11 protein-coding genes and 1 riboswitch are annotated in these 13,596 nt (G+C 71.7%); of the genes, 10 read left to right on the top strand and 1 reads right to left on the bottom strand.

Annotated elements, in window-relative coordinates; translation table 11 throughout:
* The first annotated feature begins 816 nt into the window (after nucleotides 1-816).
* The 10 genes from ALLO2_RS11845 to ALLO2_RS11800 all read left to right on the top strand — a co-directional run bounded on the left by ALLO2_RS11845 (nucleotide 817) and on the right by ALLO2_RS11800 (nucleotide 12,017).
* A complete protein-coding gene (locus tag ALLO2_RS11845; RefSeq protein WP_232235050.1) occupies nucleotides 817-2,166 on the top strand; it encodes an amidohydrolase family protein in 1,350 nt (449 codons plus the stop codon).
* A gap of 217 nt (nucleotides 2,167-2,383) precedes the next feature.
* Complete coding sequence (locus tag ALLO2_RS11840) at nucleotides 2,384-2,740, top strand: four-helix bundle copper-binding protein (RefSeq protein WP_011437376.1); 357 nt, start codon at nucleotides 2,384-2,386, stop codon at nucleotides 2,738-2,740.
* A 666-nt stretch (nucleotides 2,741-3,406) separates the two neighbouring features.
* Nucleotides 3,407-3,952: an alpha/beta hydrolase gene (locus tag ALLO2_RS11835; RefSeq protein ID WP_023840802.1), complete on the top strand. Its 546-nt coding sequence runs from the start codon at nucleotides 3,407-3,409 to the stop codon at nucleotides 3,950-3,952.
* Between the two features lie 550 nt (nucleotides 3,953-4,502).
* A riboswitch (cyclic di-AMP (ydaO/yuaA leader) is annotated at nucleotides 4,503-4,701 on the top strand.
* 491 nt (nucleotides 4,702-5,192) lie between these two features.
* Entirely contained in the window at nucleotides 5,193-5,942 is a 750-nt protein-coding gene (locus ALLO2_RS11825; protein ID WP_011437373.1) for a peptidoglycan-binding protein, read from the top strand.
* Between the two features lie 257 nt (nucleotides 5,943-6,199).
* Nucleotides 6,200-7,036 carry an AfsR/SARP family transcriptional regulator gene (locus ALLO2_RS11820; protein ID WP_232235049.1) on the top strand — a complete coding sequence of 279 codons (837 nt, stop codon included), beginning with the start codon at nucleotides 6,200-6,202 and terminating at the stop codon, nucleotides 7,034-7,036.
* Nucleotides 7,037-7,229: 193 nt separating this feature from the next.
* On the top strand, nucleotides 7,230-7,340 hold the full coding sequence (locus ALLO2_RS27205) for a lasso RiPP family leader peptide-containing protein (RefSeq protein ID WP_023840805.1): 111 nt from the start codon (nucleotides 7,230-7,232) through the stop codon (nucleotides 7,338-7,340).
* Between the two features lie 11 nt (nucleotides 7,341-7,351).
* Entirely contained in the window at nucleotides 7,352-9,193 is a 1,842-nt protein-coding gene (locus tag ALLO2_RS11815; RefSeq protein ID WP_232235048.1) for an asparagine synthase-related protein, read from the top strand.
* A 22-nt stretch (nucleotides 9,194-9,215) separates the two neighbouring features.
* The gene (locus tag ALLO2_RS11810) at nucleotides 9,216-9,533 is read left to right on the top strand and encodes a lasso peptide biosynthesis PqqD family chaperone (protein ID WP_011437370.1); all 318 of its coding nucleotides are present in this window, start codon (nucleotides 9,216-9,218) and stop codon (nucleotides 9,531-9,533) included.
* The gene (locus ALLO2_RS11805) at nucleotides 9,530-10,078 is read left to right on the top strand and encodes a lasso peptide biosynthesis B2 protein (RefSeq protein WP_313950025.1); all 549 of its coding nucleotides are present in this window, start codon (nucleotides 9,530-9,532) and stop codon (nucleotides 10,076-10,078) included. Before ALLO2_RS11810 ends, ALLO2_RS11805 begins: the two co-directional genes overlap by 4 nt.
* The gene (locus ALLO2_RS11800) at nucleotides 10,056-12,017 is read left to right on the top strand and encodes an ABC transporter ATP-binding protein (RefSeq protein WP_011437368.1); all 1,962 of its coding nucleotides are present in this window, start codon (nucleotides 10,056-10,058) and stop codon (nucleotides 12,015-12,017) included. The genes ALLO2_RS11805 and ALLO2_RS11800 overlap by 23 nt, the downstream gene beginning before the upstream one ends.
* Before the next feature lie 39 nt (nucleotides 12,018-12,056).
* Here ALLO2_RS11800 and ALLO2_RS11795 read toward each other — a convergent pair whose 3' ends face one another.
* A complete protein-coding gene (locus tag ALLO2_RS11795; protein ID WP_051875115.1) occupies nucleotides 12,057-13,553 on the bottom strand; it encodes an acyl-CoA synthetase in 1,497 nt (498 codons plus the stop codon).
* Nucleotides 13,554-13,596: the final 43 nt, after the last annotated feature.

Below are 13,596 nucleotides of genomic sequence, written 5' to 3'. Positions count from 1 at the left end.
AAGTCGACGTGGCCACGCGTAACGAGAACGGCCGGACTGAACACCGAATGATCTCACCACGGCGGTCAACCTGCCGTCAACGCCGCAGGCCGATCGTGTGCCGTTGCCCGGGCTCGATCTCNCGTCCCGACCGCGCCGTCGNNGGNGNCCNCNCCCGCCGGTGCCGGCGGCCGAGCGGGCCGACATCGAGGTGTGGGCCCGCCGATCGAGCGTGGACGAGAAGATGATCATCGCGATCGCCTGCTAGCACGCGGATCGCGTCCGTTCCTACGAGTTGCTTGCCAGTGAGCGGACCTGGCCGGCTCGTCCCTCGACCCTTTGCGTCATCCGGGACCGGTGATTACGGGGGAGTATGATAGATGATATTGAGCGCGGTCATCCGGGGCCGAGTGAATCCGGGGCCGAGTGAAGGAGACGTCGTGTCGGACGACCGGTGCGGGATCACGGTAACGCTGTGGCCTCGGCCGGGTGGCCGCGCGGTCGAACTCACTCATCGCCGTCACATCGACACCTGCCGCGTCAACACGGCGGCCTGTCCCCGTTGACATCCGGATGACCTCCGGAACATCCGGACCTCCCGCACCCCGGCCTCGACCTTCGATCTGACATCCGCCTCCGCGCGTTTGTCGGTCGGTGCTCGATCCGGCCGGAACGAGGCGTTGGAGGTCGTCGTCAACGGCAGGAACGGCGCTGGTCATGACCGATCCCCCGGCATCATCGGAACAATCCCTGACTCCGGAGCAGCCTCCGGCGCACGGGCGATCCACCGCGACGGAACAGTCCGAGTCCGGGCGTCCCGAGTCCGGGCGGTCGACGGTGCCCGGACGATCAGAGGCGGCCGAGGCCTTCGTCCTGCGGGGGGTGCACGTCCTCGACAGGACCGGGCGCTTCGGTGAGCCGACCGACGTCGCCGTCGGCGGCGGGATCATCCATGCGGTCGGCACGCGACTCGGTCTTGACCGGGACGCCGTCGACGTTGACGCCCACGACCTGTGGCTGATGCCAGGGGTCGTCGACTGCCACGCCCACGTCACGCAGTCCACCTATGATCCGTTCGAGCTGGCGACGGCGTCGCTGTCCACCCGGGTCCTGCAGACCGCCGCCGCGTTGCGGGCGTCGTTGGCGGCCGGTGTCACACACCTGCGGGACGCCGGCGGCGCCGACGCCGGCATCCGGGACGCGGTCAGCGCGGGCACCGTGCCCGGACCTCGGCTTGCCGTGTCCGTCGTCGGGCTGAGCCGGTCCGGGCGGCACGGTGACGGGGCGATCATCGGTCCCGGGCTGGAGTCGGCCGAAGATCTTCTCATGCCGGACTATCCCGGCCGGCCCCCGCATACCGTTACCGAGGCGGGCAGCCTGCCGGCCTCGGTGCGGGGCATTCTGCGGGCGGGTGCGGACTGGATCATGATCTACGCGAGCGGCGGGGNGATGTCCGCCCGGCCGGGGCAGCCCGAGCCGCAGTTCAGCCCGGNGGAGCTTGCGGCCGCCGTCGCGGAGGCCCGGCGGTACGGACGTCCGGTGATGATGCACGCCTTGGGCGAGCGGTCGATCGAGGCCGCGGTCGCAGCCGGAGCGCGTTCCATCGAACACGGCATCGGGCTCACCGAGCCCGTGGCGGCCGCCATGGCGGCCGCCGGGGTGACGCTCGTCCCCACCCTGTCGCCCTACCAGGACCTGGCGGCGCTGGCGGCCACCGGAGTGCTGCCGGGCTGGGCGGCGGACCGAGCCGAGGCCACCGAGGCCGCGCTGGCCGGCACGATCGCGGTCGCCCGTGCGGCGGGGGNGCCGATCGCGCTCGGCAGCGACGCCCGGCACCGCACCCGGCACGGCGCGAACCTGGCCGAGATCAGCCGGCTGCGCCATGCCGGGCTCACCCCACCCGAGGCGCTGCTCGCCGCGACCGCGACCGGAGCCCGGCTCTTCGGACTGGGTGAGGGAGCCGGCCGCATCGCCGTCGGCTCCGCCTTCGACGCGATCCTGCTCGACGCGGACCCCGGGGACCTGTCGATCTTCGAGCGGCCGGGCGCTGTGAGCGGAGTGTTCCTTGGCGGTCGCGCGGTGCTGCCCCACCCGCGGCTGCCCGGGAAGCTGGTCCGCCCCACCATGGTGATGGAAGAGGTGCCGAGAATCGTTCCCGAGCGGCCCGCGGTGTCGCCGCCCGGCTGACTCTCCCGTTTTCCGGAATGTTCACGAAATATCAAAAGAAATACCCTTAGTATGGCTCGCGGGATTTCGTCGGATCCATTCTGGGACGGCGATTGACCGAGATGCGGATCGGCCCCCGAAAGCTATCGTCGTAGGGGCCCCGCTGCCGGCTGCCGTCAGGTGGTCCGGGCCGTTCGCTGGTACGGGGTGCCGCGTCTCCAATGCCTGGAGGGTTCTCATGCAGCACGCTGAAATGATCAATAAGAACATGCGGAAGGCCATCGAGGAGTGTATGTCCTGCTCGGCTCTGTGCGAGGAGACGATCTCCTACTGCATGGACATGCCGGGCGCCATGATGGAGTCGGCGAACATGCGGCTGATGATGGACTGCGCGGCCGTCACCAGGACCTGCGCCGACATGATGTGCCGGATGTCGCCGATGCACGGGGAAATGTGCGCGATGTGCGCGCGGATCTGCGTGATGTGCGCTGAGATGTGCGAGAGGATGCCGCAGGATCAGCAGCTCGCCAAGCTCGCCGGCGCATGCCGGTCCTGCGCGGAGAGCTGCAACACGATGGTGGGCGCCGCCGCCTGAGCCGCGTCCGGCCCGACGGCGCCGGGGCGCAGCCGGCGGTCACCCGACTCCGCCCCGGCGTCCGGCTGTGCGGCGGCGCGTGGCACATGATGCGCGGCACATGATGCGCGGCACATGATGCGCGGCACATGATGCGCGGCACATGATGCGCGGCCTCGGTCACGACCGGTGGCTACGGTTACGTATCCTCGGGCGGACATGGGGTGAAACACCTGAGTAACAATATTGACCATGTTGACAGGTAGCCGTCGGATAGGCAAAATATGGTCATGTTCTCCTCGGTGGGTCGGATGACCCCCCTGGTCGTCCGTGGCCACATTGACTTCCTGCGAGCGGCCTCGTCCGGTTGTCCGACCCGGCCGCTTCACGTGCTTTACTAGCCTCCTCGGATTTCCCTCGCTCTCGGTGTTCTCCCTGGCGTTCTCCTGATTCACGGTCACTCGATAGGTCTGTCCGTAGATCGTCATCGCCTGCGTGGACGCCAGCCGCCTCGGTATCGATGTCCGGTCAGTACCGGGTACATCTCTGGACGGTTTCCGATCGGAGCATGCTGTGTCGNCCATGGTTTCGTCGTCATACTTTCATCCGCGCCCCCGTGGATATGTGGGGGGGCCGGGAACCCGTTACTGGCCCAGTGGTGATCCCACCCACTCGAGAAGAGCCAGTGTGGTCCTTCTTCCCGGTCGTGGAGAATCCGCCGAACATTTCGAGGGCCTAGCTTTCCGGCTCGCGCTCGACGGCTATCAGGTGACGTTTCTCGACCATGGGAGAGACACCGTCCTCGCCCTTGGTGAGGCGCGTGCCCCCGATGGTCCGTTCGTCCTGCTGGGTTCGGACAGCGGGGCCCTGCGGGCGTTGGTCGGCGCCGGTTCGCCAGCGGTCCGGCCGGATGCCCTCGTGTTGCTCGACCTGCCGCTGGTGTACCGGAAGATCGCGGGCGAGGATCCGGGACAACCGATCCCACGGTCGCTTCCCGACCTGCCGATCCTGTTGCTCCATGCCGAGCGCGACGAGGTCAGCCCGCTTGCGCTGGCGCGCATGATGACGCGGACCGCGCGCCGGGCCCGGCTGGCGTCGCTGCCCGGGGGGCATGGCGTGCTCGCCGGCCCCGGCCGGCGTGCGGTCGGCGCGCACATCCTGCTGTTCCTCGAGAACCTCCGTGTCCCGCGGCTGGCCCCACGGCAACGGCAGCGGGACCGGTCGGTCGACTGATCTCGCCCGGTGCCGGGCGCGCCCGCGTGCCGGTCCGATCGGGGTGTGCCTTCGCGGGAGGCCCAACCGCTCAGCAGGTGTTTCCTCGGCGGGTGCCGGCGCGAATCACGCGAATCCGCGGGTCAGTCGTCCGTCCCGTACCGCATCGTCCGTTTTCCAACGGCGCAGGCTTCGAGCCGCAGGCTCGAAGCCTGCGCCGTTCGCGTTTGCGTACCCGTCCGCACGCCACCCGACCCCCGGGCCAGGCTTCCCGCTTGCCGTGGTTGCCGTGGTTGCCGTGGTTGCCGGGGTTGGGTTGCCGGACGGCCGGGCGGTCCCGGTGACTACCGGACCTCGTGGCCACCGGTCCCCGTCTCGACAGACCGGCCATATCGCCAAGATCCGGTCGTGACGGGTGATCTGCGTCGCTACCGGTAGCTGCTATTGATGTCCGAGAGTTGCGGCATCGCAGCGTTATGCACGCATCGTGACCAACATGCGCCCAGATTCGGCACAACTCGTACTTGTCACTACGGTCTGTAGTTCGCTACGGTTGCGGGGTATCAACAGCTCCGGGCCGACGCCGAGTTCTGTCCACGGTCCGCAGCTCCCTCCGAGAGATCTTGGGCAGAAGCGGGGGAACCACGTTCCTCCGGGTGGCTCGTTGCGGGCCACCCTTGGGGTTAAGCCGTTACGCGCACGCCGCGGAAACGGCCGGGCTTCCCGGCCCGAACCCGACAGCTAACCTCGCAGGCGTACGGGAAGGACTCGACGTTGCCTGTGTTTCAGGAACGCTCGGCTCCGGTCTTCTGGACCGTGACGCCGTTCGGCGCGACCCGCGGTGCGTCCCCGCCATACGGGGCGCCGTTCTCGCCCTGACGTCTTCGCGAGAACGTGCCATCCGGTCGGTGCCCGTACCGGCCGATCGCGCTGACGCGCCATACCACCAGCTCGGCTGAAAGCCACCCGGCCTCGTCGTCTGTGGTCGGCTGACCCCTGCCGTCCACCGGGCCCGCCAGGCCTGGAACGGAATGACCACGGCCGCCTGCCGTGCTGTTCAGCCCATCGACCCCGGGATCCCCAGGGCGCGTCGATCGGTCGTCCCCGGTCGTCCCCGGACGGCCTCTCGGCGCACCGGCAGACCGGCACTGGGTGCTGCCCTTCTCCAGCGCGGTCGTCTCCGCTCGCCCTCCTTCGAGCGGCATCCCTCCCCTCGATCACCCGTCTGTGTTCGACGACACCGAAATGAGATGTCAAAGAAATGGCCAAGGGAAAGCATCGGAAACGTTCCACCCGGACCCGGGGCGCCGTTGTCGCCGCCGTCGGTGTGATCGGCGCCGGCGCCGGCATGTTCGCCACCGCGAGCCCGGCCAGGGCCGCCACCACGGTCCCCGATGTGACGATCGCCAGCGCGGCCGCGAACGCGGGACTGCCCGGCTGCCGCGGCGTTCCGCTGGCCACCTGGGTCGCGGTGGCTCTTGCGGAGTCCGGCGGCAACCCCTACGCCCACGCCACCTACGGCGAGGACTCGCGCGGCCTGTGGCAGATCAACATGCGGGCCCACGCCGGCTGGGTGGGTAACCGCAACCTCTACGACCCGGCCGTCAACGCCTGGGCGGCGAAGAAGGTCTGTGAAGGCCAGGGCATCACCGCCTGGAGCGCCTACACCAACGGCCTGCACTACCGCTACCTGGCCCGGGGACAGGCGGCGGCGGCGGCCGTCTCGCGCGGCGTGCGGTTCACGAACATCTCCTACTCCTCGCTGGCTGCCCCGGTGCGTGCGGCCGTGGTGGCACCCGCGGCCCGCTACCCGTCGCTGGCCGTCGGCCTCGGGTTCCGCCTCGACGTCCACCAGATCCAGAAGAGGCTCGCCAGCCTTGGCTACCCGATCAGCGTGGATGGGAAGTTCGGGTACCAGACCAACCACATGGTCAAGGACTTCCAGCTGAAGCACGGTCTGGTGGTTGACGGGATCGTCGGACCGCAGACGCGGGCGAAGCTCGGGATCTGACTCTGATCGAGGCCCGCCGACCGGGCTCCGCTGCCGCCGGCCGGTGTTCCCGACCCGCCCGAGGGCGCTGCTCGATATCCGCACGCACCGGATGACTACCCGGGGTGAGGTGGGGGTATTCAGCCACCGGGCCAGCACCCGGCCGGGAGCACCGGGTCGGGAGACGGCATCGGCCCGGGCGGGACCAGCCGGCCCGCACGGGACCAGCCGGCCCGCACGGGAAAACCGAAACGGGGGCCCGATCGATGAGAGCCACGATGCTCGACGACTACCTACCTGAGGCGAGTCCGAACGCATCCTCCGTGACCGGGGCCGGTCTCCTGTTCGCGGTCCTGGGGCCGCTGGAGGTGCGGCGATCCTCGGGCGAGCAGGTCCGCATCGACCAGCGCAAGAAGCGCATACTGCTGCTGACCCTGCTGCTGCACGCCGGCCAGTGGGTGAGTGTGGACGGGATGCGGCTCGCGCTCTGGCAGGATGCCCCGCCGCGCTCCGCCGGGGGCAACATCAAGACTTATCTCTCGGAGCTGCGGCACACCCTCCGGCCGCCCCTGGACACGTCCGGAGCCGGGGGGAACGGCCCCGGGCGCATCGAGAGCCGGCCGGGGGAGTACCGCCTGGTCGTCGCGTCCGGTGAGATCGACGCTAAGCGGTTCGAATCGGCCGCCGAGCAGGGCCGCGCCGCCGTGCGCGCCGGCTCGCCGGAACGCGCCGCCGGGTTTTTCGAAGGCGCCCTCGCGCTGTGGCGGGGGGNCGCCTTCGACGAGCTCCCGGCGGAGATCGCGGGCGCGGAGGTCCTCCGGCTGGAGGAGGCTCGCTGGGCGGTGTGCGAGGACCTGATCGACGCCCGCCTGGCCCTCGGCGAGTACGACCGGGTGCTGCCGACCCTGCGGGCGCTCACGGTCGAACATCCGACCCGGGAACGTCTCTGGGCCCAGCTGATCCTTGCGTTGGAACACACCGGCCGGCGGGCCGAGGCACTGGCCGAGTACCAGACGGTCTACCGGCGGCTGGTGACCGAACTCGGGATCGAGCCCGGTGTCGAACTGCGGCGTGCCCATCAGCATGTACTGAATCCGGACTCGTGGGTCACCTGATGCCACGGCCGTGCCGGCCGAGTCGTGCGCCGGAAGTCAGCTGAACCGCCAGTGAACCCGGCGGGGGAATTTCAACCATACGGGCTGGACCAGCCGGCCGGCGCCCGGGCCACGCGCGCGGCGCCGCCGTGTATCACCACCGGGGCGCACGCCACCGGGGCGAGGGCGCGCGGAAACCGCTGAGGAGAAGACGATGAAGGCTATCTACCTCCCCCCGCGACTGGAAGATGCCGGCAGCTTCGCCGCAGTGACGAACGGCCGCTGGGGCTGGGGGCGTGACTACTCCTGGCGGCGTTTTGCGTGACGGCGGCCGGGGTGGCGGTGGTCCCGATTCCGTCCTGCTGGTTTCTGGTGCTGGCCGACCGTGATCCCGTCGTGCGTCCGCCGGGGGCTCGTCGCATGCTGCGGTATGCCTCCGGGCGGCCGTGGATCGTCGGCAACTGGCCGGACGATGCCATGGTCAGTGCCGTCGCCGGGCGCTCGCGGCTGGCCCTGATCGGGTGTGCCGCGACCAACGCGCGACAGCTCCTGCGGCTGCTTCTCTCGGCCCGTGACGTGCACGCTCTCGACCTCGCGCGCGCCGTGGCCGGCGACTACCACGTGATCGCCGAAATCGACAGCCACCGTCGCGTCCAGGGCAGCCCGACGGGAACCCGGCGGGTCTTCACCGCCCGGTTGGGCAGCCACCTGGTCGCCGCCGACCGCGCCGACGTGCTTGCCCGGCTCACGGGCGCCCCGCTGAACCGGACGGCGCTGGCTTTGTCGCTGCTCGACCCGTCACCGCCCCATCCGCTCGATGACCTGGTGCTCTGGGAGTCGATCGACGCGCTGCCCCCGGATCACTACCTTCTCGTCGGCCCTGACGAGAAGGCCACCGTCCTGCGGTGGTGGCGTCGACCGGCACCGGTGCGGTCCCGCACGGAGGGGGCGCCGACCCTGCGGGCGGCTCTCGCCGAGGCCGTGGCGGCGCGGGTCGCCGGCGGCGGGACAGTGAGCTGTGATCTGTCGGGCGGACTGAGCNCCNCCTCGGTGTGCTGCCTGGCCGCGCGCGGCCCCGCCGACGTGGTCGCGCTCACCGGGATCGCCCCCGATCCCGGTGACGACGACGCCGCGCGGGCCGCGGCCACGCTCCCTGGCGTCACGCGCGAGATCCTGCCCGCCGCCGGGCTTCCCCTCGTTTACGACGGCATCGCCGACGCCGACGAACCGCTCGACCGGCCGTTCGTCGGCATCGGCGACCGGGCGAAGCTGCGCGCGGGTCTTGACCGGGTCGCGCTGTACGGGCCGCGGGTGCACCTCACCGGGTTCGGTGGTGACGAGGTCGCCTACGGCTGTCCCGTCTACCTCCCCCGGTTGTTGCGCCGCCGGCCCCGGCGGGCGCTGCACGACCTGCGCGGACACCGAGCGCAGGAGGGCTGGCCGTGGATGGCGTGCCTGCGAATGATGCGCCCGCGCGGCTACCGGGACTGCCTCGCCGACATGGCCGATGCGCTCGACCAGGCCCGCCGTGCCACGGTCGGCCACGCGCGCCGTCCGGCCGGTTCCGGCCGATCCCACCCGGGCGTCCTGGCCTCGCTCGACTGGGCCTTTCCGCCTGTGGTCCCGGGTTGGCTCACGCCGACGGCCCTCGACTTGCTGGCCGGAGCGTTCGCGGAGGCCGTCCGGCGCGCCCGGCCGCTGGCCGAGACCCGGGACGGCCACGCCGATCTCTTCGCCATCCGCGCTGGCGCGGCGGTGTTCCGGTTGTTCGACCAGCTCGCCGATCCGGTCGGCCCGCCGCTCGCCGCACCCTTCCTCGACGAGCGGGTGGTCCGGGCGGTGCTGGCGGTGCGGCCCGAAGAGCGCACCGGTCCGTGGGAGTACAAACCGCTACTGCAGGAGGCCATGCGCCGGCTGGTGCCGCAGGAATGCCTGCGCCGCGAGACCAAGGCGGATACCGCCGCCGAGGAGGATCAGGGCCTGCGCACCAGCCAGGACGTCCTGGTGAAGCTGTGCGATGACAGCCCGTTGGCCGATCTCGGCCTGATCGAGTCGGACGCGCTGCGCCAGGCGTGCCGATCTTCGTCCGTACCTGGTCATCGCCACCAGGCGCTGCGACCGACGTTCGCGGCGGACGCGTGGCTGCGGGTGCTCGCGAGCCGGCGGGGCCCTGACTGAGCTACCGGAGGAGTGAGTGATCATGGTGACGCTGCGGCCTGACGTGGTGCGGGCGCCGACCCAGTACGGAGCGGTGCTCCTCCATATCGACAACGGCCGATACTGGACCCTCAACCCCTCGGGTGACCTGGTGCTGCGGATCCTGCTCGACGGCGGTGACACGGCAGCCGCCGTCCGCGGGCTGTGTGAGACCAGCGAGGTTGACCCGGAGACGGCGCGCCGCGACGTGGAGGGTCTGCTCGCCCAACTCGCGGACGTGGGCCTCATCGAGGCCGAGCCCGAGTCCCGATGGTCACCCGAGACCGAGGCGGTCTGCGATCCCCGGACGCAGGCCCGGTGACCGCGCCGATGGTGGTCGAGCGGCCGGAGGCGAAACCGTCCCTCGCTCGTCGGCTCGGCGCGCTGGTCGCCGTGGGGATCGCGCGGGTGCTCGCGACCCAGTCGCCGGCCCGCATCTGCCGGGTGCTCACGGGGGTGGGCGCGGGCGCCCGCCCGGCCGACTATGGCACCGCGCTCGCCGCCCGGCAGGCGGTGACAGCCGTGAGCCTCACCTGCCGCGGCGCGCGGGGCTGTGTTCCCCGCTCGATAGCGACCGCCCTGCTGTGCCGGTTGACCGGAACGTTCCCGACGTGGCGTGTGGGGGTGCGCACCATCGCGCCGTTCGCCGCGCACGCGTGGGTCGAGGCGGACGGAGTGATCGTCGGGGAGTCGATGCCGGCAGGCTACCTGCGGCCGCTGCTCAGCGTCGGTCCGGGAACGGTAACCGGGCCGCGTCGCGTGGGCTGGCTCCGTCGCGTGGGCGGGCTCCGTGGGAGTGGCGGGCTCCGTGGGAGTGGCGGGCTTCGGGGAAGGGGCGTGCCTCGTGACGAGGGCGTACGTCGTTGAGGGGGAGGGCCGGGGAGCTGCCCGGGGGCCTGCGTCGCGGGGCGTCACGGAACTCTGGGCGCTGCTGCGCGGCCGTCGCGGGGCGGTGGCGATCGCCACGGCGCTGACCGTGGTTGGCACCGCCGTCGGGGTGCTCCAACCGCTGCTCGTGATGCGGGTGATCGACGCCGCGCAGGCGGGGGGNGTTCCCGGCTGGCTCATCGGGGCGCTGCTGGGTCTGTTCGTCGGCCAGGCGGTGATCGACACCGCCGGGCACTACCTGCTCGAGCGCGTCGGCCAGGGCGTCCTGCTCGGCCTGCGCACCAGCCTGATCGGCCACCTGCTGCGGCTGCGCATGCGGGTGTTCGACACGCGGCGGATCGGGGATCTGATCTCCCGTGCGAACACCGACACGACCGTGGTGCGGGAGGCGGTGGCGTACAGCTTCACCGCCCTGGTCACCAGCGTGATCGGCGTCGTCGGCGCCGTCGCCCTGATGATCTGGTTGAACCCCTGGCTGTTCCTGCTCGTGCTCGGGGTGGTGGCGGTGGCCGGGGTCGTGGTACTCGGCGCGCTGTCCCGGATCAGGACGGTGTCCGAACGTGGGCAGGCCAGCGTCGGCGGCATGACCGCCGACCTGGAGCGCGCCCTCGCCGCGATCCGTACCGTGCGGGCGAACCGCGCCGAGGGGCGGGAGGCCGCGCGCATCGGCGACCACGCCGCGGCCGCCTACCAGGCCGGCCTCCGGATGGCGAAGCTGGACTCGATCATCGCCCCCGCGATGCAGCTCGCGGTGCAGGGAAGTGTGCTGGTCGTGCTCCTGGTCGGCGGGGTCCTGGTGGCGCGCGGTTCGGCCTCGCTCGGCAGCCTGGTCGCCTTCCTGCTGTATGCCACCTACCTGGTGATGCCGTTGTCGCAGCTCATCGAGGCGGCGGCGACCATCCAGCGGGGGATGGGGGCGCTGTCGCGGGTCAACGCGGTGTTCGCGCTGCCCCGGGAAGGCGACGACGAGTCCGTGCGCGGTCCGCTGCGCACCGTCGCGGTCGTGGCCCCCGGNGGGACGCGCCCGCCGGCACCATTGTCGCCCTTGTCCTCGTCGCGAGTGTCGTCCTCGTTCTCGTCACGAGGGGAGACGCCGAACCCGCGGGCGCCGTCGATCGAGTTCCGTGACGTCTGGTTCGGCTACGCGCAGACGCCAGTGCTGCGCGGGGTGTCGTTCACGGTGCCGTCTCGCGGGCACGTCGCGCTGGTCGGGCCGTCCGGTGCCGGCAAGTCCACCATCCTGGAGCTTGTCGAGCGCTTCTACGAGCCGGACGCCGGAATGATTCTGTTCGCCGGCCACGACGTCCGCGCGATGCCCCGCGCGACCGCCCGGGGGTGGGTCGGGCTGGTCGAGCAGAACACCCCGGTGCTGCACGGCAGCCTGCGGGACAACATCACCTATGCGGCGCCGGATGCGACCGAGGAGCAGATCGCCGCGGTCCTGGCCACGGCGGGGCTGCGGGACTTCACCGACCGGCTGCCCGAGCGGCTCCGGACTCCGGTCGGTGATCATGGTGTGCTGCTCTCCGGCGGGGAACGGCAGCGGGTCGCGATCGCCCGCGCGCTGCTCGCTCAGCCCGCGGTGCTGCTCCTGGACGAGCCCACGGCCCAGCTGGACAGCGTCAACGAGCAGGCGCTCACTCGCGCGATGAGCCGGATCGCCGCCGAGCGGGCACTGCTGGTCATCGCCCACCGGATCTCCACGGTGCGGGCCGCGGATTTCATCCTCGTGCTGAACGAGGGCCGCGTGGTCGCGCAGGGCTCGCACGAGGAGCTGATGGCGACCAGCGCGTTCTACCGCGGCCTCGCCACGGGCCTGCCGGCCGGTCCCGCCAGCCCCGCCAGCCCCGCCGGGCCGGTCAGCCCGCCAGAGCGCGGGCGAGCCGGGACCGCAGGGCCTCCCGCCCCGGTGAGGTGAGCGCTTCGAGCCCGCTCTCCTCGACGCCGTGACCTGCACTCAGGGCGTTTCCGGGGGAGCCAGGGCGGACTTGCGGATCTTGCCCATCGAGTTGCGGGGGAGCTCGGCCACCAGGTGGATCTCCCGGGGCCGCTTGTGGATGGACAGCTCCCGCGCCACGAAGTCGATGAGCGCCTCGCTCGCCGTCTCGTTTGCCGTCTCGCTCGGTGTCCCGTCCGACGCCCTGCCCGGTATCCCGCCTGGTGCCCCGCCCGCCGCACCGGCCAGGTCGGGGGCGACGACGAAGGCGGCGATGCGCTGCCCGAGGTCGTCGTCCGGCAGCCCGACGACGGCGGCCTCGCGCACGGCCGGGTGGGCCAGCAGTACGGCCTCGACCTCGCCCGCGCCCNCCCGGTAACCGCCGCTCTTGATGAGGTCGGTGGATCGGCGCCCGACGATTCGGTGGTGGCCGTCCGGGGCGACGACCGCGGCGTCACCGGTGCGGAACCAGCCGTCCGCGGTGAACGACGCGGCGGTGACCTCCGGGCGCCCCAGGTACCCGTCGAACAGGGTGGCACCGCGGACCTGCAACTCGCCGATGCTCTCCCCGTCCGCGGGCAGCTCGGTCCCCGTCTCGTCGTCCACGAGCCGGGCCCGCACCCCCGGCAGGGTGGTACCGACCCAGCCCGCCCGGCGCTCCCCGTCCGCCCGGGCGCTGATGGTGATCAACGTCTCGGTCATCCCGTACCGTTCGATCGGGGCGAGGCCGGTGAGCCCGGTGAGCCGGTCGATCACCGGCCTCGGCAGGGGGGCACTGCCCGAGACGAGCAGCCGGGCCGAGACCAGGGCGCGGGCGGTGGTCGGATCGTCGCAGACCCGGGACCACACGGTCGGCACGCCGAAGTACAGGGTCCCCCCGGCCGCCGCGTACGCCGTCGGGGTCGGGCGGACGGTGTGGATCAACCGGCTGCCGACCCGCAGCGCCCCGAGCACACCCAGGACCAGGCCGTGGACGTGGAACAGCGGCAGCCCGTGCACGAGCGTGTCCTCGGGCGTCCAGGCCCAGGCGTCGGCGAGGGCGTCCAGATCGGCGGCGATGGCCGGGGCGGACAGCACCACGCCCTTGGGGGCTCCGGTCGTCCCGGAGGTGTAGAGGATGAGCGCCGGTCCGGTTTCCCCGGACCCGGACCCGGAGCCGGAGCCGGCAGACCCCGACCGTGCGGTGAGATCGACCGGCACGGTGGGGATCGCGAGGTTGTCCCAGGCGGGCCTGCCGAGCAGCAGGGCGGCGCCCGAGTCGCGCAGGATGTGACCGCGTTCCCGCGGCCCGGAGTCAGGCGGCACGGGTACCGCCGGCACCCCGGCGAGCAGGCAGCCGACGACCGAGACGACGGTGGCCATCGTCGCCTCGGCGTGCACGGCCACCGCCGGCGCGCCGGCCACCCGACCGGCGACGACGGACGCGGCCGCGAAGAGCTCTGCGCGGGTGAACTCGACCTCCCCGACCCGGACGGCGGGGCCGTCGTGCTCGCCGGCAGGCAGTGGGAGCAGGGTCACTCCGTCATGCTCCCATGGCCGAACCCGTCAACGCTCAGCTCCG

Origin of the sequence: Frankia sp. Allo2 (genome assembly GCF_000733325.1) — a bacterium.
Taxonomy (GTDB): domain Bacteria; phylum Actinomycetota; class Actinomycetes; order Frankiales; family Frankiaceae; genus Frankia; species Frankia casuarinae.
This window is presented reverse-complemented; position numbering and strand designations above follow the sequence as displayed.

What these genes read in the sequence shown, in the direction of transcription:
- ALLO2_RS11840 (WP_011437376.1), top strand. Translation starts at nt 2,384, where the DNA reads ATGCAGCACGCTGAAATGATCAATAAGAACATGCGGAAGGCCATCGAG.
- ALLO2_RS11825 (WP_011437373.1), top strand. Translation starts at nt 5,193, where the DNA reads ATGGCCAAGGGAAAGCATCGGAAACGTTCCACCCGGACCCGGGGCGCC.
- ALLO2_RS27205 (WP_023840805.1), top strand. Translation starts at nt 7,230, where the DNA reads ATGAAGGCTATCTACCTCCCCCCGCGACTGGAAGATGCCGGCAGCTTC.
- ALLO2_RS11810 (WP_011437370.1), top strand. Translation starts at nt 9,216, where the DNA reads ATGGTGACGCTGCGGCCTGACGTGGTGCGGGCGCCGACCCAGTACGGA.